Raw genomic sequence first — 23,858 nt, 5'->3', positions numbered from 1 at the left:
ATCACGGGTTGGCCACATAAAACATGCCATCTCCCCGGTCGACGGCGGAGCCGAGACGGGTCGCCCCACGAGCACGCGTCCGAGTCAGGCGTTCGTCCCGTACCGGAGACTGATGTGGATCTCGTCGATGGCGGCGAGCAACGTGTCCGGGAGCTCCTCGGTGAGGAACGAGTCCTTGACCCGGTGGGCGGGGCCGGAGATGCTGATGGCCCCGACGGGGTAGCCGTCCTCGTCGCGGATCGGCGCGCCGATGGCGTTGAGACCGGTCACCGACTCGCCGATGTTGAACGCGTAGCCCCGGTCGCGGATCGCGTCCAGCTCCTCGCGCAGCTCGTCCTCGGAGGTGATGGTGCTGTCGGTCTGTTCCTCGAGGCCACGGCGCTCGACGATCTCGTCGAGTTCGTCGTCCGGGAGGAACGCCAGCATCGACTTCCCGGCGGCGAGCTGGTGGAGGTTGCGCCGCTGGCCGACCTGGGCCGACGTCTCCAGCGGGTTGTCGCCGTGAGCCTTGTAGAGGTGGACGCTGTGGTCGTCCTCCTTGGCGACGAGCCAGACCTTCTCTCCGGTCGTCTCCGCGAGCCGGTCAACCTGCTGGCGACCGACGTCGAAGAACTCGACGTACTCTCTCGACCGCCGGCCGAAATCAAGCAGCCTGAGACCGAGCGAGAAGCGCCCATCGTCGTCGCGAACGATCAGGTCGTTCGCCTCGAGGGTGAGGAGGTGTCGGTGGATGGTGCTGCGTGCGATGTCGAACTCCGCGGTCAGATCGGCCAGCGACTGCCCCGGGGTCGACTTCAACGACTCGAGGATCTGGATGGAGTACTCCGTCGTCTTCACCGGGCGATTGACGGAATCGGTTGGTGTCATGCTCCGGCGTACGAAGTGGGGCCAGTTAATTCTTGGCAGTGAATCCGAGTAGCTGGGACGAATCTGGTGGCGGACGGTGCGACGAAAGATGCGAGCACTGGTCTACGACCGGCTCAGGACGGACTCGGACTCGAAATCGAGCGTGTACAGGCGCTTCCGGGCGTCCCGGAACGAGTACCGGGTCGTCAGGTGGTCTCCGTCCTCGAGTCTGTTCAGCGCCGCCCTGACAGTCCGGGGCGGGAGGAGCGACTCGTCGGCGATCTCCCGTTGGCTCAACTCGCCCTCGGCGTCGAGCACCTTCGCGACGAGCTTGACGCTGGGCGGGTACTCCTGCAGGACCGCGACCGCCGTCTGGTCCCAGGTCGACGATTCCTCGTGGGGTTGGTGGCTCATCGCTGCGTACGTGTCGTTGTGGCACCGGCGAGAAAAACGGTCGGGTCTGACTTTCCGCTCATGTTAACCTGCTGCAGCGGAGTGGGCAGCATCCAATCCGGACGGGTCCCGTGTGGGTCACAAGCGGTAGACGAACTCGGGGTCGCCAAGCGCATCCGATGGCGAACGAATCGGATACGAACTACTCGGATTATGAACGTCCATCAGTCGTCCACGTTCCGAGTAATTGTTCCGGATAGTTTCCGTTGAGTCGTACAGTCAGTCGTCCAGGCTCGAGCCATCTCAGGTGTACTTACGGCAGAAAACTGTTGGAACCCCCAACCTGAGACGGGTGTCTCGCGAGAATGCAGGGTGTGTTGATTGGTACCAATCAATATGCGCGGGGCCGCAATACGTCCAAGTAGATTGGATACCAAGATGCGTTTGTTACAAAAATAGGGCTGTAACAGATTTGCCCGTGGGTTCCGGTGCTGGTCGACCTTACGGCAGAACGCTGCAGTTCGAGCCACGGGGGTGACTCCGATGGTCGGCACGTGGTCGCTGTATGAGAAACATACTTCAAGCGAATCGAACACCGGGGGTCGCAAGAACAGTCGACGGGCGCGGGGTCGGATCTGCAGGGCGGCGGTACACGGCCTTCAGGTTGATTCACCACCGACACTCGTCGTGTTTCGCAGTTGTGGTGGGCGAATGGGGCGATGGAGGCCCAGGGAGTTCGATGCGACGGAGGTACCGAGGTTGAAATAGTTTCGAAACTGTCATTTCACGATGATGTTTTGCGGCTCGGTGTCGAACAACTACAGACGGTATGTCACCCCGATTGACCCGGCGACGCTTCCTGACGACAGCGACAGGTGCGAGTGCAGTAACAAGTGTGGTCGGTGCTGTGGCAGCACAGGACGGCGAGCGCCAGACCATCGAGATGACGGACTCGCTCGTGTTCGATCCGGATTCGATCACGATTGCCCCGGGGGACACCATCGACTGGGTGAACGTCGGCGGTATCGGTCATTCTGTCACGGCGTACGAGGACGAAATCCCAGAAGACGCGGAATACTTCGCGTCGGGCGACTTCGACGCGGAAGGACCAGCTCGGAACGGCTACGCTGTCGGTAACACCGCGGCCGGTGACATCCCCGGAGGCGAATCCTTCAGGCACACGTTCGATGTCGCTGGGTCCTACGAGTACTTTTGTATCCCACACGAAGGCGTGGGGATGGTCGCCAGTATCGAAGTCACACCGGGCGGGGCACAGGAGGGGAGTGACGGCCCGGCGATTCCTACGATCCCCGATGCGGCCTGGACCCTGGTCGTTCTCACGACGGTCGCGTTACTCACGGTCACCGGGCTCGCGTACATCTTCCTGAAGTACGGTGGCGATTATGGACTGGAAGAGGAAGGGTAGCGAGGGAGGACGGGTCTGCCGGGCAGCAAACCGATGTAGTGGTCCGCGACGGTGGGCCTCTGCGAGTTACTCTGCCTGGCTCCCGTACTGACAGGCGCTTCGCACGCTTCGACCACGAACTGTCGGGTGGCTCGCACACGGATGGAACGACCCTCATGGGACGATGGTGACGGATGCTGGAGACCGTCTCGCGACGGCTTCTGCGACACTCCCGAGGAGCGCCTCGCTTCGTCACGCCGCCACTTTCACCACACGGACCTCCCGGTCGGAGTCCGCCAGTACCTTCCGGGCGACGCCGGAGAAGTGCTCGTCGTGGTCGCCGTGCTCCCCGACGAGGATTACCTCGGCGTCGACCTCGTCGGCGTACTCCATGATGACCTCGTGTGGGATGCCGTGGCGGGTGTCGCCTTCGACATGGACCTCCCGCTGTTCGGCCAGCTCCGTGACCTCGTTGACACAGAGGGCCGCGTGGTCGTCCGCGTAGATGGTCGCCAGCTCTGCCGAACTGAGCGCGGGGTCGTCGAACCGGCGTCTGTCCACGACACAGAGGACGTGCAACGGTGCGTCACGCTCCGCGGCCAGTTCGATGGCCTGTTCGGCGGCGTGTCTTGCGTACTCACTCCCGTCCGTGGCCAGCAGGATGGTGCTCATACAGTGTGTGGTTCGGCGGGCAGGGGATTAACTGTTGGTCCTCGACAGCGCGTCGACCGTCGTGGGCTCCCATCGACCGCCGTCGAAGCGCACTGTGCGTCCAGGGAGGTCGTTCCGGTGGGTCTCGACCATGTCTCTGCCCCGCACAGCGACACGGTCGTGCGGTACCGTCTTGCTACTTCCAGCTGCTACTTCCAGCCGCGTTCGTAGTATACGCCCCGTACAGCGGTAACGACGGTCTACCGACGGTTCGACCGTCCGTGCGCTCCTCGGTCATCGTGGGGGCGACAACTGCCACCAGTGACGGTGTCGTTACGAATATATGGTTGTAACACTTCGTCCTGGAACACATGGTTGAACGCGAGAACTGTGGCTGCAAGGTGGGACGCGTCACTGCCGAGTACGGCCGCAGCGACGTCGACGACTGGCTGACGGCGGAGTGGCAGGACGGCACGAGCGTCCGCAGTCTGACCGAGACGCTCAACAGGGACCTCGTGGAGGCCGAGCTGACCGCTGTTGACGTGAGTCGATTCGAGTGGAGTCGGACCCCCGTCTACGAGGCCCTGCACACGGACGAGCTCGCCGAATCGGAGGTGATCGAGATCAGGCGAGAACTCGACCGGGCCGGCGTCGACGTCGAGCAGCTCGCCGACCGTCTCGTCTCACATCAGACGGTGTACCGCCATCTCACTAACTGTCTGGAGGCGTCGGGGCCCGACGAGAAGACTACCACGGAACGGAGTGAACAGGCCAGAGATCGGATATACGCGCTCCAGCAGCGGACGTCGCTGGTGACGGAGTCGACACTCGAATCGCTGCAGAACGCCGGGGTTACGGACGTCGGTGACCCCGAGGTGCTCGTCGACGTCCGGATAGTCTGCCGTGACTGCGGACGGTCCATGGACCTGGAACGGGTACTGACCGACGGCTGTGACTGTCCTTCGGAGTAACTCGCGGACGAGTGAGTGAACGACAAGAACTAAGAGCCGTCGAGGGTATCGCCAACTATGTCGAAGGCTGAATCCCTGCGCGGGGAACTCTCTCTTCAGGTGGAGAACGTCGGCGGTATCTCGCGGACGTCGGTGACGCTCTCGGAGGGCGTCTCCGTGCTGGAGGGACGGAACGCGACGAACCGGACCTCCTTCCTGCAGGCGTTGATGGCGGCGATGGGGAGCGACCAGTACACGCTCAAGGGAGATGCGGCGGAGGGTCGTGTGGAGCTCTCGCTCGGGGATACCGTGGTCGAGCGCCGGTTCGAACGCCGAAACGGGACCGTCACCGCGACCGGGTCCGGCTATCTGGACGACCCCGAGACCGCCGACCTGTTCGCGTTCCTCCTCGAGGAGAACGAGGCTCGCCGGGCGGTCGCTCGCGGGGAGAACCTCCACGAACTCCTCACCCGTCCGATCGACACTGCCGAGATCGAGGCGGAGATCGAGCTCCGCCAGGCCGAGAAGCGGGACATCGACGACCGGCTCTCGTCGATAGCGGAGCGGGAGCCCGAGCTGGTGGAGCTCGAACGCCGCAAACGGGAGCTCGAGTCGGCCATCGGGGAGCGACGCGAACGGCTCGACGAACTGGCTGCCGAGATCGACCGGGCGGACGGCGACCTGTCGGCGGGGCGGGAATCCACGGCGGCCATCGAGGAGCGGCTGTCGGAGCTGAAGGAGCACCGCTCGCAACTGGAGGACATCCGATTCCAGCTCGAGACGCTCCGTGAGACAATCGCCTCGCTGGAGTCGGAGCGCGAGGAGAAACAGGACCGTCGAGCAGTGTTGGCCGACCGACCCGGTACGGACCTCGATGCCCTCCGGAGCGACCTCGCGGACCTTCGGGAGCGCCAGCGTACGGTGACCGCGCAGATGAACGAACTCCAGAGCGTCGTGCAGTTCAACGAGGAGATGCTGACGGGGACTGACAACGAAATCGCGGCCGTGCTCGCCGATGACGACCACGACGAGCGGGACGGACCGGTCACGGACCAGCTGCTCGAGGACGAGAGCTCCGTGACCTGCTGGACCTGTGGCTCCCGCGTCGCCCGCGAGGACATCGAGGAGACGCTCGACCGACTCCGCTCGTTCCGACAGGAGAAGCTGGCCGAACGGGAGTCCATCCGGGACCGCATCGACGAGACGACCGAGCGGATCGCCGAGGCCGAGGCGTCAGAAGACGAACGGGAGTCACTCGAGGACCGGCTGGCCGAAATCGACGTCCAGCTCGACGCGAAACGCGCCCGCATCGAGGAACTCGAGGAGACGCGGGAGACGCTACACGAGGAGATCGAAGCGCTCGAGGCGGCAGTCGAGGAGGAGCAGTCGTCCGACTACGACGAGATACTGGCACTCCACAGGGAGGCGAACAGGGTGGAGCTGGAACTCGACCAGAAGGAGGACGAGCTCGCCACCGCCGAGTCCGAGATCGAGGAGCTCGAATCGCTCCTCGACGACAGAGCGGAGCTGGAGGCCCGCCGGGACCAGCTGGTCGAGGAGCTGGACGAGCTCAGGAACCGGATCGACCGCCTCGAGGAGAACGCCGTCGAGGAGTTCAACGACCACATGGCGGAGATACTCGACATCCTCGGGTACGAGAACATCGCCCGCATCTGGATCGAACGCAAGGAGCGGGAGACGGAACAGGGCCGCAGGAAGGTCGAGGAGACGGTGTTCGAGCTCCACATCGTCCGGGAGTCCGAGTCGGGGGGTGCGTACGAGGGCACCGTCGAGACCCTCAGCGAGAGCGAGCGCGAGGTCGTCGGTCTCGTCGTCGCCCTCGCGGGGTATCTCGTCCACGAACTCTACGAGTCGGTCCCCGTGATGCTGCTGGACTCGCTGGAGGCCATCGACTCGGACCGCATCGCGAAGCTCGTGGCGTACTTCGCCGAGTATCCGGAGTTCCTCGTCGTCGCACTGCTCCCGGAGGACGCGGACGCGGTAGACGTCGACAAGCGGACCATCACGGAAATCTGAGTCGACAGGGTGTCCGCCCTCGTCCCGTCGGTGGTTCGGTCCGAGCCGGTTCGACCGAGTACAAACCCGCTTCTGTAACAACATCTAACTGAGAGTATCGAAGATATACAAATATTCATATAAATGTTATCTGGCTGTCTCTCCTGCTCACCAGTTGGACTGGGTTCGTGATATGGCATTCGAACCCTCCCTTTTCTGTCCTTCTCAGGCGGGGAGACAACAGTAAAACGATAGTATACTTTGGTATTCGGTGTATTCCAGATTCGACTGCGAACTGTGCGCGCTGCTGGGTGGAACTACCACCGCAGCCCAGATTGGAACAATCCTCCGATTTCAATAATAGTCTAGTTATATAGGGATAGTGTCCAGCGAGCCTCGAAACCCATCTCGGATGGAGTGGCCCGTACGACATCGCCTACTCTGTGGTCGCCGATACCCTCTGCATGGTCGTCGTGGAATAAGGCCCGACCCAGGACGACGCGGTCGCCCGCCACGCAACGGGCCGCAGCAGGAACGTTTATCTGAACAGCGACTGGGAACTCCACATTCACTGATGTCGGCACGCGCAACACGAGGCGGATGGGTCTGGGCTGTGGTCGCCGTGCTGCTCTCGGCGCTGGCGATCCCGTGGTTCCTCTGGCGGGACGGGACGGTCGTCGCGGGGCTCCCGGTGTGGCTCTGGTGGCACATCGGCTGGATGCTGCTGGCCTCGGTCGCCTTCCGGGTGTTCGTTCGTCGGGCGTGGGGCGTCGGGATCGAGGAGGTGTGACCCATGGCGGAGACCACACTCCAGCTGGGAATCGTCACCGGCTACCTACTGGTCGCGCTGGGCGTCGGCCTGCTGGCCTACCGGCTGACCGACCGGACGGCCGAGGACTACTACCTCGCCTCGCGGACCTTCGGCACCGTCGTCCTGCTCTTCACGACGTTCGCGACGCTGCTGTCGGCGTTCACCTTCTTCGGGGGCCCGAACCTCGCGTACTCGGCGGGGCCGGAGTGGATACTCGTGATGGGCCTGATGGACGGCATCCTCTTCGCCATCCTCTGGTACGTACTGGGCTACAAGCAGTGGCTCGTCGGCCGGAAGAACGGCTACGTCACGCTCGGCGAGATGCTCGGCGACCGGTTCGGCTCCACCTGGCTCCGGGGTGCCGTCGCCGCCATCAGCATCTTCTGGCTGTTCCCGTACGTGATGCTCCAGCAGAAGGGTGCGGGGCAGGCGATCGTCGGGCTGACAGACGGCGCAGTCCCGTTCTGGGTCGGGGCGGGGGGGATTACGCTGTTCATGATTCTCTACGTCGCTATCGCGGGAATGCGCGGTGTCGCCTGGACCGACACGCTCCAGGGTCTGTTCATGCTGGGCATCGTCTGGGTGGCCATCGGCTGGGTGCTCTCGGCCGCGGGCGGGGCGACCGCCGCGACGGACGCTGTTGCGGCATCGAACCCGGAGTTCCTCCGGCTGGGAGGTGGCGTCTACTCGCCCCAGTGGATGCTCTCGACGGCGATCAGCATCGCCTTCGGCGTGACGATGTTCCCCCAGATCAACCAGCGGTTCTTCGTCGCGCGGTCGAAGCGCGTGCTCAAGCGGACGCTGTCGCTGTGGCCCGTGCTCGTCGTGTTGCTTTTCGTCCCGGCGTTCATGCTCGGGACGTGGGCCGCGGGGCTTGGCGTCGAGGTGCCCGAGGGGGGGAACGTCGTCCCGGCCGTGCTCGAGGCGTACACGGCACCGTGGTTCACGGCCGTCGTCGTCGCCGGCGCGATGGCCGCGATGATGTCCTCGAGTGACTCGATGCTGCTCTCCGGGGCCTCATACCTCACCAGGGACCTCTACCGGCCGCTGACCGGCCGGGCAGACGCGGTGGACGACGCGCTCGGTGGCGAGGCGACGGTCGCACGGATCGGTGTCGTGATATTCGCGTCGCTGTCGTTCGTCGCCAGCCTCTACGCGCCCGGCACGCTGGTCCAGATCGGCGACACCGCGTTCAGCGGCTTCGCACAGCTCGCGCTCCCCGTGCTGGTGGCGCTGTACTGGGACGGGACGACGAAGTGGGGGATCTCCGCCGGTATCGGTGGCTCCCAGCTGTTCTACCTCCTCAGCACGTTCGAGGTGCTGCGATACCTCTCAGAGCTCCTGCTCGGCCGTCCGGTCGTCGCCCTCCCGGCCGACTACTTCGGCTGGACACCGGCCATCGCCGGGATGCTCCTGGGGCTGGCCCTGACCCTCGCCGTCTCCAGGTGGACCACGAACAGTGCGGGCGAAGATCCATCGGTGTACGCGGTTACTGGCGCCGAGGCCGACTGACGCAGCCGCCGAACTCACAGTCGTGGCACTGTCTCTGTCCCCGAGTTAATACACGAACTACTTACGGGCTGGAGCTGACGAACAATTCGTGTCTTCCGAAACCGTACAAGCGTCGCCCCGGCCTGATACCCCGTTTCTGAACGAGGTTGGGTCCTGCAATCACCGAGGAGTCCCGTTCTCTGAAGAACCTGGGGAGCTGTCCACACTGAAGGAAATATCAGGATAGATACTATGGAGGTTCACTTTCCTCTCAGCTCGGTATTTGGTAGAAGTACTTGAGTCGAGATTGGCAGCTGTGGCGGCCAAGACTGTCGCTCTGGTGGTTCCCGTCAGAGTGGTCTAGCCAGCCGGTCTAGCCAATCTCGACCAGATATGCATGGACCAGGCAAAAAAACGCAGGAGGGAGAGGGTGGTCCAGGCAAACGCCGGTGGATTATCGACTAGTATACGGAGGGTTCGATCCGTTAAAGTCCCAGTCGAACTATCCCGCGCAGGATCCAAAATATACTCGAGATTACAAATATCCAGAACCGTTTCGACCCGTTCGCGATCAGGGTGGTCGAGTACGAGTGGGGGATGTGAAACGCTGGTCGATGGGGCAGTGATTACGGGGAGAAGCATTGCCGTCGCGGGTATCGGTCCTCGTGCTGGACGAACCGACAATGTCCGTGGCCGTGAGGCGACGTTCTACACCTCAATATCCGAACAGAACTCAGAAATATCTCGAAAGGCGTACTAGCTTGTGTGATGCAACCAATTGTCACGGCAGGGGCGAGTACAGACGTCGCAGTCGGGAACAGAGCCGTGGTCGGGTTCGAGGTGAGCACGTGATGGCGTCGACGACGGGGTACGGGTTCACTCGGCGTGAGGTGGCAGACCCCAGCCTCGACGGGACGGGTGGTCTCGTATGAACGGTATCGACGGCGGAGTCGCGTTGGTCTCCGGTGCGGCCTCGGGAATCGGGCGCGCGACTGCCAAGCGGTTCGCGGAAGAGGGGGCGAGCGTCGTCGCGGCCGATATAGACGTAGAGGGCGGCGAAGAGACCGTTTCCCGGATCGAGGCCGATGGGGGCGAGGCCACGTTCGTGGAGACGGACGTCACGGACGAAGGCGACCTCGCCACCGCGGTCGAAACGGCCGTCGAAACGTACGGTGGGCTCGACTTCGCGTTCAACAACGCGGGTATCGAGGGCGACCAGGTCGGCTTCGCCGAACAGGACGACGCGAACTGGAACCGGGTCCTCGATATCAACCTCAACGGGGTGTTCTACGCGATGCGAGAGGAGATCCCGGCCATGCTGGAGGGCGGTGGCGGGGCCATCGTGAACACGTCCTCGATCGCTGGCATTCTCGGGTTCCCCAATCTGAGCCCGTACGTCGCAAGCAAGCACGGCGTCGTCGGACTGACGAGGACCGCGGCCGTCGAATTCAGCAGCGACGGCCTCCGGGTGAACGCGGTGCTACCGGGCGTCATCGACACGCCCATGGTCGCCCGCTCTGGCGAAGAGGACCCTGAGTCGATGGAGGCGACGGTCGCCGCGATCCCCGCAGACAGACTGGGTCAGCCGGAGGAGATCGCTGCCGCAGTCGTCTGGCTCTGCTCCGAGGACGCGTCGTACGTGACCGGGCAGCCACTCCCCGTCGACGGGGGCTACTCGGTCCAGTAGCGTCACCTCGGGCTCCTCCACTCAGCACGTCCGAAGCCTGTCGGTAGCTGATTCTCGTCCCCGTGCTCGCTTCGCGACTCGCCCGAGACCGGGGGTGGTAGCAGGCCACAGAAGCTGACGACGACGTCCCTCGGAGGTTGACTTCGTCGAGGGCGTCGGTCATCGCCGATTCGCCGGTCTCGACGTGCAGGTCGCGGTCAACGAGCTTCTCCTCCCGGTTCACGAGGGCCCGGCAGAGCCTCCGAGCGGAGGGTGGCGGTGGCCTGGAAAAGGACCAGTCGATGCACGGGACACACCAGTGGCATAGCTCTTTCAACTGACCGAGCAGGACCGACACGGTACCCGTGGCCACAAAGGGCTAATCGGTGCGCCTCCTTCTTTCGATTATGAACCTCTCCGGGACTGCCCTCCAGGCGGTGATCGACCAGAGTCCGGACGGTCTCGTCGTCCTCGGACGGGAGGCTGGCCGGGTGGAGGACTGTAACTCGCGGTTCGCCGATCTCGTCGGGTCGGAGTGTCAGTCCCTCCGCGGGCGCGCACTGGCGGAGATCGTCGAACAGCGGAGCAGCCCGTCGTCCAGCCTGTTCGGCGAGCTCCAGGCGCTTGCTGACTCGGGAGCGACGACCGGATGGGTACTCCGGACGGACGCCGGTGGTGCGGTGTCCGTCGAGGTCCGGGTCGCTGCTGTCGAGGCTACCGCCGGTGAGGACCCACGCTACTTCGTCGTGAGGACCACAGCGACGACGGACACCGAGGCGATGTCCCGGAAGCTCCAGGCGATCGACACCGCGCCCATCGGTATCAGTCTCTCGGACCCCGGACAGCCCGACAACCCGCTCGTCTACGTCAACGAGGGCTTCGAGGAGCTCACCGGCTACAGTGAGAGCGACGTCGTTGGCCGGAACTGTCGATTCCTGCAGGGCGAAGGGACCGCTCGCGAGCCCGCCGCTCGACTTCGAAGGGGTATCGATGCCGAGGAGCCGGTGACCGTCGAGCTGCGGAACTACCGGCAGGACGGCAGCGAGTTCTGGAACCGGGTCACGGTCGCGCCGGTCCGGTCGGACGACGGTACGGTGTCGAGCTTCGTCGGCTTCCAGCAGGACATCACGGAGCAGAAACGGTACGAACAGCAGCTCGGACTGACCTCCGAACTCCTCGAGACGGTCCCGAGTGGCGTGTTCAGAACGACCCCTGACCCGGAAGGGACGTTCGAGTACCTGAATCCCGGACTGGTCTCGCTGCTGGGAGCGGAGTCGGACGATCAACTCGCCGGGCGGAGCGTCGTGGAGTTCTACGCGGAGCCGAGCGACCGCGAGGATCTCATAGCCGCACTCTACGACGCGGACTCCAACCAGGTCAAGCGAGAGGAGCAACTGCTGACCGTCGACGGTGAGACCATCGACGTCGCCGTGACGGCGTCGCTCTATCAGGACGACGACGGGACGGACCACATCCACAAGGTTGCACAGGACATCACGGAGCGAAAGGAGTACGAACGCCGACTGGAAGCCCAGCGTGACGACCTCGAGATGCTGAACGAGATACTCCGCCACGACATCCGGAACGACCTGCAACTCGTGACGGCGTACGCGGAGTCACTCGCGAGTCACGTCGACGACTCGGGGATGGAACTGCTCCGGACGGTTCAGGAGACCGCGAGCCACGCGGTCGAGCTGACGCTGACGGCGCGGAACATGTCCGAGGTGATGCTCTCGGCGGAGGAGAACACCGAGCCGGTCGACCTCCAGCGGACGCTCGAACGGGCGGTCGAGGACGCCAGGACGGAGTATACGGACGCGGAGGTCACGCTGGAGGAGTCGGTCCCGCGGGTCTCCGTTGAGGGCAACGACCTCCTCGGGTCGGTGTTCCGGAATCTCCTCGCGAACGCCGTCGAACACAACGCGAAGGTCGTGCCGGAGGTCCACGTGTCGGTCACGGAGCGAGCGGAGGCCGTGAGGGTCAACGTCGCGGACGACGGGCCGGGAATCCCTGACGACCGGAAGGATGCGGTTTTCGGGAAAGGAGAGAAAGGGTTGGGCAGCGACGGGACGGGGATCGGGCTCTACCTGGTGGACACCCTCGTCGACATTTACGGTGGTGAGGTCTGGGTCGAAGACGGTGCGCCCACCGGCTCGGTGTTCGTCGTCGAACTGCCGAAGGTGGAGCCACCGGAGTGACCTGACCTACTGCCGAAGCGCCCTGTCGACGTATTCGCGTGCGGTCTCCCGACCGGTCTCGAGGGCTTCGAGATCGTCCAACACCACTGCTCGGGTCCGGGCCCCGTCCGCAATCGTCATCAGTGAACGGGTGACGTAGTCGGCGTCGACGTCGGCGAACACGCCCTCGTCGATTCCGTGATTGATCACGGCCTTGAGTGTGTATCGGATGTACTCGTCGTTCTGCTGGAAGCGCTCACTGAACGCCTCCTTGTAGGGGGCTTGACTCCGCATCTCCAGCAGCGCGATGGAGAGGTCGGGGTTCTCCTGCGGTCTGACGAGGAGCTCGTCGAGCAGCAGTTCCAGCCGTTCTTCCGGGTCGGTCGTCTCGATGTCGTGTATCGAGTCGGCGAACCGATCGAGGAGGTAGTCGAGGAAGGCTGCGAGGAGTTCGTCCTTGGTCTCGTAGTAGTAATGCACTGCGGCCGTGGACTTCCCGTACTCGTCTGCGATCCGCTTGATCGTGAGGTTGGCGTACCCGTGTTCCCGAAGTGCCCGATAGGTCGCCTCCATGATCGCTCGTTCGGCGTCCGTGAAGGTACGCTCCGATGGTTCGCCCATTGGGTGCCGGTTCTACACACCGTTGGATAATAATTGTGCTCTCCGGGACGAACACTCTGGGTTATCAATCAGTTAGTCAGAGCTGCCACCAGACGGTACGTTAGCTGATGTAGATGAAATGCACCGTTGTCGAAGCCCTTTTGACTAATTAGTTAATAAGTTAGGATGGTAACCGCAAGAGCGTGTCATAGAAAGCCTCCCAAGGGAGGCCGCAGGGTTTGGAAACTGTGTCCAGCAGTACCAACGCCCTGCAAGACGTAGCTTCGGTAGACGACTTCTTGAATGTCGCGGCCACCGAGACAGTACCGCTGTTTGAGCACCTTGAGTTCGAGTTTCTGCTGGAGTACGACGTGTTCGCCCCCTCAAGGCGGGGGCGAACACGAGTCCATCAGCCACCAGACCTCTTTTGCGGCTTTCTGCACTGCTATTACAAGGACATCTACGGAACGCGTCCGGTTGCACGAGAACTCCAGAACGGTCTCGTTTGGTACTACTGTGGACTCGACAAACCGCCATCCAGAGACACGATTGACCGGTTTCTCACCGACCTCGAACACGTTATCGACGATGTCTTCGACAGGCTCGTCGAGCAGGCCGCCGCCCGCGGCCTGCTCGACTCGACGTACTCTATCGATTCGACACACGTTGAGCCGATCCAGTACAACGACGCGGCGTCATGGAACTACGATCCAACGGCTGAAGAGTACTACTACGGCTTCGGCTGTACGATTGTCTCGACCGGTGCAAAGATACCGATTGCAGCGGAGTTCACACAGGCCAAGCAAGCGGATCAGGAGACGGCGATGCGCGTCACGCGTGACGCGCTCGCCGTCGATACACCCATCTGGATGCTTGGAGACAGTGCCTACGACATCCTCGAATTGCACGACCGCCTGCTGGTCGCAGGCGTCGTGCCAATCGCCACATACAACCCGCGAAACACTGACGACCCGAAAGACATCGAGTACAGGATCGAAGACCGAATTGAGGAACACAGCGAGGACGTTCAGCTGGAACAATCTATCTTGGACGAGACGTACAATAACCGGACAGGAGTCGAACGAACCAACGACGCAGTCAAGGACTGCGGCCTCGGGCACGTCCGCGCCCGAGGCCACGTCCACGCACGAACAGAAGTATTCCTTGCGCTGTGTCTCCGACTCGTCGTTGTAATTACCAACTTCGAACGAGGAGATGATCTTGGACGTGAGAAGCTGACGCTATGAGGTGAATCGTATAACACACTCCATTGGGGGAGTCCTGCTGTATTTCCGTCTCCAGTCCCTTAGTATAGTATGAACAGAGTTCGCCAAGAGAGAAACCTCCATATTGTCCTGTTGGCATTGATGGCATTCAGTGCAATCATCTATTGGATCCTTGGTGCTGGGCTGACGGATTATTCTCTTGTTCCGTGGTAACGAGGGATACAGAGTTCAGAAGGACGCTCGTTTTTGCTTGCCGTCAACGAGAATAGTGTTGTTTCCCATCACCTGTATAATGTGATTTCGCGTCTCAAACTGAAGTCGCCACGAATTACTGCTGTGGTTGACCAATTCTCTTATCGCATCCGTAGAAACCTCGTCTTCGAGAACATTATGCAAGTTCTCGGGTTCTACCCCTTCAACATCAGCTATTGCTTCAATAATTTGCTGAGTAACCCTTTCATCCATAATAGTATTAGCTACTTACGTCTGAAACACTTGTTGTTCACCCTGTTCTGGGTGAGACATCGTTGACTTTTCTATGACAGGCTCAACCGCAATGGAGGACGACACAGCGACCGAGATCCTGGAGGCAACGTATCGTGCCCTCTGCCGACACGGATACGCGAACCTCACCCTGGAAGATATCGCCGACGAGGCAGACCGAAGCAAAGCCGCCATCCACTACTACTACGACAGCAAGGGGAACCTCTTCATCGAGTTCCTCGACTTTCTGTACGAACGGTACACTGCACGACTTCCGGCGGTCGACGGTGGCACCCCGCGAGAGCAACTGTTCGCGGTCTTCGAGACCGTCCTCACGAACGAAGCCGCGCCGCCTGGCCAGGAACTCCGCACTGCACTACTGGAGGCGAAGGCGCAAGCGCCGTACGACGACGCCATCCAGACACGGCTGACGGAGTTCGATGTGGTGCTGTTCGAACGGCTACGGGATATCCTCGCGGCTGGCGTGACGACCGGTGACTTCGCCGAAACCGTCGACCCGGCTGTCGACGCCGAGTTCCTCGTGACGGCCATCACGGGGGCTCACACACGACGCGTTGCCGTGGACTACCCGTCGGAGAAGCTCCACGCCACGGTGATACGGTACGCCGAGCAGCATCTAGTCGCCGACGAGCTATCGGAGGCAGCCCACTGATGGGGCTGCGAAGCCGCATCTCCGCGTTGTTCAGGGGTCCCGAGGAGTTCGACCTGACGTCGGGCAGCATCGGGAAGCCACTGTTCTTCCTCTCGATGCCGATCGTCGTGACGAACCTCCTTCAGACGGCGTACAACCTGGCTGATACGTTCTGGCTCGGCCAGTACAGCACGGACGCCCTGGCTGCGATTAGCTTCGCGTTCCGATGGTCTTCCTGCTCATCTCGCTCGGGATGGGGATCTCCGTCGCGGGCAGCGTCCTCGTCGCCCAGTTCACGGGTGCGGGTGAGGAACGCGAGGCCGAGTACGCCGCCTCGCAGACGGTGACCTTCGCTGTCATCGCCTCCGTCGTCCTCGGTGCCATCGGCTACGTCGGCGTCGACACGTTCCTCGGTGTGATGGGTGTCTCTCAGGACGTCCAGCCGCTCGCGACGAGCTACATGGAAGTCATCTCACTGGGCCTGCTGTTCATGTTCGGCTTCGCCGTCTTCGTCGCGCTCATGCGCGGGTACGGCGACACGATCACACCGATGATCGTGATGTTCGGCTCTGTCGTTCTCAACATCATCATCGACCCGTTCCTCATCTTCGGCTGGACGGTCGTCGAGAACGCACCCCTCGTGGGCACAGTCGCGTTCCCCGAACTCGGCATCCAAGGGGCCGCCATCGCGACGATCTTCTCGCGCGCGATAGCACTGGTCGTCGGCCTGGCTATCATGTTCCGTGGGAACCGTGGCGTCCAGATCCGCCTCCACGACATGGTCCCCGACCTCTCCTATCTCCGCCGACTCGTTCGCATCGGTCTTCCGGCGTCCGTCGAAGGTACCGGACGAGCAGTGTCGATGAACCTTCTGCTGGTCATCGTCGCGATGTTCCCGGACACCGTCGTCGCCGCGTACGGCATCGGGACCCGTGTCTTCTCGGTCGCCTTCCTCCCCGCACTCGCCGTCGCCCGTGGCGTCGAAACGATGACGGGCCAGAACATCGGTGCCGACAAACCGGACCGCGCCGAACGAGCAGCAGGGCTGGCTGCGAAAGTCCTCTTCGGTGTCCTCAGCGTCGGTGGCGTCGTCGCCTTCGTGTTCCCGGAGCCCATCGTCTCGGTGTTCGTCGGTGCCGACCAGACGAACGCTGCCGATGTGATCAGCATCGGAGCCGAGTTCATCCGTTACGTCGCGCTAACGTTCGGGTTCATGGGTATCATGCGGGCATACACGGGGAGCTTCCGCGGTGCCGGGAAGACGCTCACTGCGGCCGCGATATCCGTGCTGACGCTCGGTGTCATCCGATTCCCGATCGCGTGGGTCACTGCGGGCACGCTCGGTGAAACGGGCGTCTGGCTGTCCTTCGCTGTCTCGAACGTCGTCGGAGCGACCATCGCGTACGTCTGGTACCGCCGCGGAACGTGGCGCGGGAGTGGCCTGACCGAACCCGAAGTCGACCTCGACGAAACTGGCGTCGGGGCGACAGCGAGCGATGACGGCCTTTGAATTCGAGACATCAGACGTGACTGTCTCGATCCGGAATCCAGAACAGCCGACAGCGCAGCAGCGTGAGATCCCAAATCACGGTTCCACCGGTTGCCGGGGGAGTTGCGTGGTGTGAATGCCGACGAAGGACGTGGGACGGTGCGGTCGTCCGCGTCGACCGCGAGTGCGCCCGGCAGTGAGTGGTCACTACCGGGTGAGTATGATACGTGCGTGCATTCAAACCCCCGCACTGCGAACACCCGGTGAATGCAGCTGGGGCTGGTACTCTACGGCGAGCTCGACACGACGACAGGGGGGTTCAGGTACGACCGACGGCTGGTCGAGGAGCTGCGGGCGGCCGGTGAGACGGTCACCGTCCACGAGCTCCCGTGGTACGACTACCATCGCGGCCTGTGGGCCGGCCTCCGGGGGACGCCGCCCGACCTCGAGCGGTACGACGTCGTGCTGCAGGACGAACTCGCACATCCGACGCTCGTCGGCTGGAATCGACGGGTCGACAGCGAGACGCCCATCGTCTCCATCGTCCATCACCTCCGGGCGAGCGAGCGGTGGTCACCGCTCCGACAGCGGTGGTACAGTGCCGTCGAACGGGCGTATCTCCGCAGCGTCGACGCCGTGGTGACGACCAGTCACGACACGGCCAGGACGGTTCGAGCGCACGGCTACGACGGGCCGTTGCACGTCGGGCAACCGGCCGGCGACCGCTTCGACGACCGGACCACTCCTGCCCCGACGGTGATCGAGCGACGCGCGATCGACGGGCCGCTTCGGATCGTCGCGGTCGGGAGCGTCGTCCCACGGAAGAACGTCCACGGGCTGATCGACGCGGTGGCGGCAGTGCCGGACTGTGAGCTGACGGTCGTCGGCGCTCTGGACGCCGCTCCCGACTACGCGGAGCGTCTCCAGCGGCAGGTGACGGCGGCGGGCATCGACGACCGAGTGACGTTCACCGGGTTCCTCCCGGACGCCGACCTGGCCGACCGACTGGCAGCCGCACACCTGTTGGCGGTCCCGTCCCGGCACGAGGGGTTCGGCATCGTCTACCTCGAAGCGATGGGGTTCGGCCTCCCCGTCATCGCGTCTGCGGCCGGGGGTGCCGGTGACGTCGTCGTCGACGGCGAGAACGGCTATCTCGTCTCACCCGACGACCCGGACACGCTCCGGGAGCGCCTCGCCCGGCTGGCCGACGACCGAGAGCTGCTCGTGCGCCTGGGGACGGCCGCCGCGGACACGGCCGCGCGACAGCCGTCGTACACCGCGACGACCACCGGGCTGCGGGCGTTCCTCCGCTCGCGCGTCCTGGATCGATGAGCCGGGAGATTGAAGCCCCGAACGGTGGTGAACGCTCCATGGACAGTCAGTGCACGTACTACGCCTCGCCGGCGTGGCAGGCCCGCGTGGAGGCGAGCCTGCGCGAGTGGTCGATGCACATGTTCCTGCGCTTTCGCGCCGAATCCGGCGTCAACCAGGTCCGGACCAACCGCGGCCGGACGGCCGCACTGGAGCGCCTCGGCGAGCGCCTCGACGAGTCGCCCGCACGACTCCGATGGACGCCCGCATGGACGCTCTGCCAGCGGTACGACGCCGAGACGCTCGGGTTCACCTGGGACGAGGTCGAGACCGCGTGGCGCGAGGTGAACATGCTGGCCGATGCGGCAACCGACGACCCTGCGAGTGCATGCCCGCACGAGGCGGTCCGTGACGACCGCTGTCTGTTCCACCTCCCCCCGGACGAGAAGGACGACGAACGGGTCCGGGATGCGCTCGTGGCGGCCATCGAATCGGACGACCCCGCCGACCGGGCGCTCGACGGTGCGCGCTTCGGAACGCTCGACCTGTCGAACCGGGAACTGACCGCCTCCGTGACGGTCCCGATCGACCTCCGATTCGCGGTCGTCCACGGCGGGCTCGACCTCTCTGGGACCACGATCCCCGACAGCATGTTCTCGATGCGGTTCGCGACCGTGCGCGGCGACGCGTCGTTTCGCAGCGCGCGGTTCGGTGAGACGGCCACGTTCGTCGGCGCTGGCTTCCGCCGGAACGTCTCCTTCTATCGGAGTCGCTTCGAGAGCAAGGCACGATTCACACGCGCCCGGTTCGGTGACGAAGCCGACGGCTCACCCGGAGGAGCGGAGAAAGACCGTCGCTACGCCACCTTCGCCAAGGCCCAGTTCGAGCAGAGCGCGAACTTCCACGGCGCACAGTTCACCGCGGTCGCGAACCTCGACGAGGCCGCCGGTCGTGGACTCACGACGCTCGTCGACACGAGCTTCGCCGACGAGGCACACGCACGCGACGCCCGGTTCGACGATATCAGGCTCGCACCGGCCGCAGCGGCCACGCCGGTCGATCTCTCCCGAAGCAGGCTCGACGGCGGCGAACTCCGACTGACGGACAGTCGTGCCGACCTCACCAAGGGGGTGCTCGGCGACGTCGACCTCGTCGGGAGCGACGAACCCGGCCCCCGACTGGACCACCTGCGGCTCTTCCGGACCGAGTTCGACGACTTCGACGTCGCCGGCCACCGCGACGCCTTCGAAGCGGTCGACTGGCGGATCCACGGCTACGGCCGCGACGGTGGGCTCCGCGCAGCGGTCGGCCGGTGGCTCGGGCTCTGGAGCGATACGACGGACGCAGCACTCGGAATGGCCGGCATCGAGAACACCTACCTCCGCGCCAAGCGCGGGGCGACCGCGGCGGGCGACACCCGGGCGGCGGGCGAGTTCTTCCGCAAGGAGATGGGGTATCGACGGCTGAGCCACGGCGAGCGCCTCCGTGCGTTGCCACGCCGTCGTGGCTGGACCGGCCTCTGGCGGTGGGTGGCCAACCTGACGATGGGCGCGACGACCGGCTACGGCGAGCGCCCGAGCAGGGTGGTGCTGTCGTCGGCCGGCCTGTGCCTCGGGTTCGCAGTGCTGTATGCGGCCGGTCTCGCCCCTGGAAGCGCGGGTGTCCCGTTCCGCGAGTACGTCCTCTTCAGCTTCCAGAGCTTCATCTCGTTCATCATCGGCACCCCACCGGTCCCCGGCGTGGACTCGTTCGGCCTCCGGGTGTTCTCCGCGCTCGAGGGCTTCATCGGGGCGTTCTTCGTCGCACTGTTCGTGTTCACACTCACGCGGTCGGTCCACCGATGAGGGGCCTGTCCACGCCCGACGGGCTCGAACGGGTCCCACGACGGACGGTCATCGACCACTGGCTCGCCCTGGAGGCGGACAAGCGCGACGACAACCTCGATGCCGACCGGATCGACGAGCTCTCGACGCGCGAGGCCCACGAGGCACTGCTCGCGAGGAAACCGGGCGCGGCGGCCATCTTCCACGCCGACCCAGCGCCCCGGTGGTATCGACTCCAGCTCCGGGAAGCCGAGCTCCGGCGACTCCGCTACATCGACGGGCCCGCCGATTCGCTGTGGGGCGGCCTCGCAGACGACCGTCGCGTGCTCGATGGCGCTCGACGAATCCAGCAGGAACCGCCCGCGACGCTCGCCGCGGAGACCGGCGTCGACGTCGAGCACATCCTCGCCGACCGGGAGCGAGTGGCCGCCGGGGAGTCGGTGCCCGCGCCGGTGTTGCTCACCCGACGTGGGCGAGCACAGACCAGGATACTCGACGGGAACCACCGCGTGACGGCCGTTCTCCTCCACCTGCTCGAGACCGGTGAGTACGACCCGATGACCGCGTACCTCGGCAGCCAGCCGAACCCCATCGTCCGGCCGCTCCGTGAGCGCCTCGCCGGCCTCGTGCGCAGCGTCGTCGAGGACCGACGCTTCTGAACGGTGGTGTGTCCCGTTCCCCGAGAGCACTCGGCGGTCCCACGGCTGACCTCCGTCCCTTCTCAGATGCTGGGTTCGAAGCGAGCGGATCTGGGGGTGGCGATGCCCCTCGATGAGACGCACCTGCTGTCGAACGAGGGGGAACAGGATACGCAATGGTGAAGATGGACCCGAACTTCGGATCCTGGTTCGTCTCGAACGATGTCGAGCGGGGGGTGACGTCCTCCACGTGCTGAAGGGTGAGGATTCCCACGGGACCGCACCGCTGAGTTGAGATGTTTCGGAATCGTAGCCGCCTCGGGAGACGACTACTGGTTGTACCAACCAGCCGTTACTCCTCTCCCAGCATGGGATTCAGAGGTACTTACAGCTCAGTACGAAACGACACTAATCGACACATCCGGTCAGCGCGGTGACCGTTGCTTGCCGGGGAGTTGTGGGATCCATCCCCACGTAAAAGCACGGGGCTCCCCCCGTGACTTTCCGTAATGTTCGCAATCGCCATTCGGGGTGCGAACTATCTGCGGATGGATGACACGCTCTCCCGGTTGGGCCGAAACCTCACAATCCGGAGCCCCGGTGAGCGATGTTTCGTCAGGCCTCCTGCGGCGCGAACACTGATTCGACCTGGCCGCTCTGGCCGTTGTGGACGAAGATGGTGATGAGATCGCCCGGCTCGAGCTTCGTTTCACCGTGTGGCGTGAGGACCTCACCGTCGCGTTCGAGCGCGACGACGAGCAGGCCCTCCTCCAGGAGCCCATCGGAGTTCGCCTCTCGAAGCGTGGTTCCCGTAATCGGGGCACCCTCACGTACCGTGAGTTCGACGACCTCGGCGTCGCCGGCGAGACTCATGAAATCAGTTATCGACGGGGAGTGCCGCGTCTCGGCCGGACCGTACGGCCGATACGGCCGGAAGTGCTCGCGCTTGATGATGTCCTGGTCCTCGATCTCCACGCCCAGTTCGAGGATCGCATCCCCGATCCGTGTGAGATCTCTGGTGTCGCTCCCGACGGCTTTGATCTCCAGATCGGCCTTCCCGGTCATGATCTCACGGATGTTCACGACCCCTGGAATCTGGAGGATCTGCTTCGCGAGTTTGGTTCGATCAGCTGCCGCACTCGTACACTTGAACCGGTTCGTGAGCATCCCTTCCGCCCTTTCGTAGTCGATATCGGCGTGGTAGCCTCTGATGATTCCCTGCTCCTCTAACTGGTTGATCCGGTTACGGATTGTCCCCGCTGACACGTTCACTTCCTCAGCGATGTCGGGCGCAGAGGTGTCACGTGCCTCGAGAGCCAGATGATAGAGGATTCGCTTGTCGATTTCATCTAGCCGGTAGTCCATGTCGTACCCGTAGGGTCCGTGCTGCCAAACCATTTCTGTTCACCGTTCCTGTCTTCGGTTCCTGAACCAGTTGTACGGGAGATAGCCAGCGAACACGAGCAGGTACAGTACGGCGAGTCCGACCGAAATCGGCGACCGGCCGACGATGGCGAGTATCCCGATGAGCAGCGGGCCACTGAGGAGGAGCGCATCGAACACGGGATCGTCCGGGCCGGACTCGAAGACGTAGCGGACCAGGGGGAGTTCGTCGAGTCTCATCGGTACAGTCCTCCACGGGTGAACAACGCCCTGAGCAGTACGAGGACGGGAATAATCTCCAGCCGACCGATCCACATGTTGAACAGGAAGAAGAGCTTCCCGACTGTCGGCATCCCCGGACCGGTGATGCCGGACGAAAGGCCGACGTTACCCTGGGCGCTCGCGACCTCGAAGACGACGTTCTCCAGCGTGTACTGGTTCTCGGGCAGCACCAGCAGGAGCACGAACGTCGTGAGGGCGAGGAACACGAACCAGAGAACCGAGATGATGGCTGCCTCACCCAACTCGCGGTTCGCCTCTTCCTCGGTGAGCCGCCTGTCGTCGATCTGGAGCCGACGGACCGCCGTATCGGGGACGAAAACGTCCGTGATCCGGTGACGGATTCCCTTCACGAGTGTCGCGAGTCGGATGAGTTTGATGCCACCCACGGTGGAGCCAGCGGCTGCCCCGACGACCATACCGAATGTGACAGTCAACTGTGCCTGGGCAGGCCACTTTCCGAGGGCGACGTTCGTCGAGTCGACCGCGGTCTGGAACCCGGTACAGGACATCGCAGAGACGAACTGGAACAGCCCGTACCGCACGGCGTCGAACCAGGAGTCGTAGGTCCCACTGGTATACACCATCGCCGAGAGCAGCAATGAGCCAGCCCCGAAGAAGCCGAACATCCATCGCGTCTGGAGGTCGGTGTAGAGGTTCTTCAGGTCACCCTGCAGTATCAGATAGTGGATGGGGAAGGCGATACTACCGAGGATCATCACGGGGATCAGCGCGAAGTCGATCACGGCGCTGTCGTACGTCGCGATGGAGTTGTCCGTGATGGAGAACCCACCGGTGGCGAGCCCGGTCATCGCGTGGTTGATCGCGCCCCAGAGCGGCATCCCCGCCAGCCAAAGGACGAGTATCGAGACGAAGGTGAACAGCAGGAAGATCCACCAGATGGTCCGGACCGTCGAGACGATACTCGGGTGGATCTTCTCGGACCGGGCTTCGCTCTCGTACAATGTCAGCGAACCGCTCCCCGGTCGGGCGAGGATCGCGGTCGTCAGGACGATGACGCCGACACCGCCGATCCATTCGATGAACGTTCGCCACCACTGTAGCGTCCGCGGCAGTGCCGACTCGTCGTCGGTCATCGTGAGTCCGGTCCCGGTGAACCCGCTCATCGACTCGAACACCGCATTGAGCGGGTTTCTGAACGCTCCGACCGTCGACGCGGCCCGTCCGTTGAGCGCTGGGGCGTCCAAGTACACCGGATCGAGCGCAATGGTCCAGGCGATCAGGAGTAACGGCAGCGAGCCGAACAGTGCGACGGAGAACCAGCCTGCCGCTGCGACCATCATCCCGTGGAGTTTTCCCGGGTCCGATGCGTCCTGAAACGCGGACGTGAGGAGTCGGCCACTCGCGAGCGGGACGAGTGCGGACAGCAGGAGCGCTGGCAGCACGTAGTACTCCCCCCAGACCAGCGAGACGGGGATCGTGATCAGTACCAGTCCTGCGAGCGCTTGCAGCATGCGGCCGACGTCACGACCAACCGGTGCGTACGACGCGTTCATGTCCTGAACACATGGTATGGGGTCGTTCGTCCGGCTCGATACGGGTGGGCG

19 protein-coding genes and 2 pseudogenes are annotated in these 23,858 nt (G+C 63.7%); 13 read left to right on the top strand and 8 right to left on the bottom strand.

Going from position 1 to position 23,858, the window contains the following annotated elements; all coding sequences use genetic code 11:
• Positions 1-84 precede the first annotated feature (84 nt).
• Positions 85-867, bottom strand: coding sequence for an IclR family transcriptional regulator (locus NO345_RS16030; protein ID WP_256300872.1), 783 nt, complete (start codon positions 865-867; stop codon positions 85-87).
• Positions 868-969: 102 nt separating this feature from the next.
• Positions 970-1,260, bottom strand: coding sequence for a winged helix-turn-helix domain-containing protein (locus tag NO345_RS16025; RefSeq protein ID WP_256300870.1), 291 nt, complete (start codon positions 1,258-1,260; stop codon positions 970-972).
• An 886-nt stretch (positions 1,261-2,146) separates the two neighbouring features.
• Here NO345_RS16025 and NO345_RS16020 point away from each other — a divergent pair.
• Positions 2,147-2,665, top strand: coding sequence for a plastocyanin/azurin family copper-binding protein (locus NO345_RS16020; RefSeq protein WP_256300868.1), 519 nt, complete (start codon positions 2,147-2,149; stop codon positions 2,663-2,665).
• A 153-nt stretch (positions 2,666-2,818) separates the two neighbouring features.
• On the opposite strand, the pseudogene NO345_RS16015 reads toward NO345_RS16020, so the two are convergent.
• Positions 2,819-3,316: pseudogene (locus tag NO345_RS16015) on the bottom strand (universal stress protein).
• A 350-nt stretch (positions 3,317-3,666) separates the two neighbouring features.
• On the opposite strand from NO345_RS16015, the gene rdfA reads away from it, so the two are divergent.
• From rdfA to NO345_RS15985, 6 genes are all read left to right on the top strand, one after another.
• On the top strand, positions 3,667-4,266 hold the full coding sequence (gene rdfA / locus NO345_RS16010; protein ID WP_256300864.1) for a rod-determining factor RdfA: 600 nt from the start codon (positions 3,667-3,669) through the stop codon (positions 4,264-4,266).
• Between the two features lie 57 nt (positions 4,267-4,323).
• Positions 4,324-6,282: an archaea-specific SMC-related protein gene (locus NO345_RS16005; protein ID WP_256300862.1), complete on the top strand. Its 1,959-nt coding sequence runs from the start codon at positions 4,324-4,326 to the stop codon at positions 6,280-6,282.
• Positions 6,283-6,835: 553 nt separating this feature from the next.
• Positions 6,836-7,051, top strand: coding sequence for a DUF3311 domain-containing protein (locus NO345_RS16000; protein WP_256300860.1), 216 nt, complete (start codon positions 6,836-6,838; stop codon positions 7,049-7,051).
• A 3-nt stretch (positions 7,052-7,054) separates the two neighbouring features.
• Positions 7,055-8,584 (top strand): sodium:solute symporter family protein, encoded by a 1,530-nt coding sequence (locus NO345_RS15995; RefSeq protein WP_256300858.1) that lies wholly within the window; start codon positions 7,055-7,057, stop codon positions 8,582-8,584.
• Between the two features lie 907 nt (positions 8,585-9,491).
• Positions 9,492-10,250 carry a glucose 1-dehydrogenase gene (locus tag NO345_RS15990; RefSeq protein ID WP_256300856.1) on the top strand — a complete coding sequence of 253 codons (759 nt, stop codon included), beginning with the start codon at positions 9,492-9,494 and terminating at the stop codon, positions 10,248-10,250.
• 386 nt (positions 10,251-10,636) lie between these two features.
• Entirely contained in the window at positions 10,637-12,427 is a 1,791-nt protein-coding gene (locus NO345_RS15985) for a PAS domain S-box protein (protein ID WP_256300854.1), read from the top strand.
• 6 nt (positions 12,428-12,433) lie between these two features.
• On the opposite strand, the gene NO345_RS15980 is transcribed toward NO345_RS15985, so the two are convergent.
• Positions 12,434-13,027, bottom strand: coding sequence for a TetR/AcrR family transcriptional regulator (locus NO345_RS15980; protein ID WP_256300853.1), 594 nt, complete (start codon positions 13,025-13,027; stop codon positions 12,434-12,436).
• 227 nt (positions 13,028-13,254) lie between these two features.
• Between NO345_RS15980 and NO345_RS15975 the strand changes: the two genes are divergently transcribed.
• On the top strand, positions 13,255-14,253 hold the full coding sequence (locus tag NO345_RS15975) for a transposase (protein WP_256300851.1): 999 nt from the start codon (positions 13,255-13,257) through the stop codon (positions 14,251-14,253).
• 207 nt (positions 14,254-14,460) lie between these two features.
• On the opposite strand, the gene NO345_RS15970 is transcribed toward NO345_RS15975, so the two are convergent.
• Positions 14,461-14,697: a HalOD1 output domain-containing protein gene (locus NO345_RS15970; RefSeq protein WP_256300849.1), complete on the bottom strand. Its 237-nt coding sequence runs from the start codon at positions 14,695-14,697 to the stop codon at positions 14,461-14,463.
• A 91-nt stretch (positions 14,698-14,788) separates the two neighbouring features.
• On the opposite strand from NO345_RS15970, the gene NO345_RS15965 reads away from it, so the two are divergent.
• The 5 genes and pseudogenes from NO345_RS15965 (at position 14,789) to NO345_RS15945 (ending at position 20,649) form a co-directional block, all read left to right on the top strand.
• Positions 14,789-15,388, top strand: coding sequence for a TetR/AcrR family transcriptional regulator (locus tag NO345_RS15965; protein WP_256300847.1), 600 nt, complete (start codon positions 14,789-14,791; stop codon positions 15,386-15,388).
• Positions 15,388-16,877, top strand: a pseudogene (locus tag NO345_RS15960) (MATE family efflux transporter). The gene NO345_RS15965 and the pseudogene NO345_RS15960 overlap by 1 nt, the downstream one beginning before the upstream one ends.
• A gap of 246 nt (positions 16,878-17,123) precedes the next feature.
• On the top strand, positions 17,124-18,188 hold the full coding sequence (locus NO345_RS15955) for a glycosyltransferase family 4 protein (protein WP_256300845.1): 1,065 nt from the start codon (positions 17,124-17,126) through the stop codon (positions 18,186-18,188).
• Positions 18,189-18,226: 38 nt separating this feature from the next.
• On the top strand, positions 18,227-20,011 hold the full coding sequence (locus tag NO345_RS15950) for a hypothetical protein (protein WP_256300843.1): 1,785 nt from the start codon (positions 18,227-18,229) through the stop codon (positions 20,009-20,011).
• Entirely contained in the window at positions 20,008-20,649 is a 642-nt protein-coding gene (locus NO345_RS15945) for a hypothetical protein (RefSeq protein ID WP_256300841.1), read from the top strand. Before NO345_RS15950 ends, NO345_RS15945 begins: the two co-directional genes overlap by 4 nt.
• 594 nt (positions 20,650-21,243) lie before the next feature.
• Here NO345_RS15945 and NO345_RS15940 read toward each other — a convergent pair.
• Genes NO345_RS15940 through NO345_RS15930 form a run of 3 tightly spaced genes read right to left on the bottom strand, consistent with a single transcriptional unit; the run spans position 21,244 to position 23,807 of the window.
• Positions 21,244-21,993: an Lrp/AsnC family transcriptional regulator gene (locus NO345_RS15940; protein WP_256300840.1), complete on the bottom strand. Its 750-nt coding sequence runs from the start codon at positions 21,991-21,993 to the stop codon at positions 21,244-21,246.
• Positions 21,994-22,032: 39 nt separating this feature from the next.
• A complete protein-coding gene (locus NO345_RS15935) occupies positions 22,033-22,251 on the bottom strand; it encodes a hypothetical protein (protein WP_256300838.1) in 219 nt (72 codons plus the stop codon).
• Entirely contained in the window at positions 22,248-23,807 is a 1,560-nt protein-coding gene (locus tag NO345_RS15930) for a TrkH family potassium uptake protein (RefSeq protein ID WP_256300837.1), read from the bottom strand. Before NO345_RS15930 ends, NO345_RS15935 begins: the two co-directional genes overlap by 4 nt.
• Positions 23,808-23,858: the final 51 nt, after the last annotated feature.

Origin of the sequence: Haloarchaeobius salinus, from assembly GCF_024464185.1 — an archaeon.
Taxonomy (GTDB): domain Archaea; phylum Halobacteriota; class Halobacteria; order Halobacteriales; family Natrialbaceae; genus Haloarchaeobius; species Haloarchaeobius salinus.
Note: the sequence above shows the minus strand (reverse complement) of the source record. Positions and strands in the feature narration are given on the sequence as shown.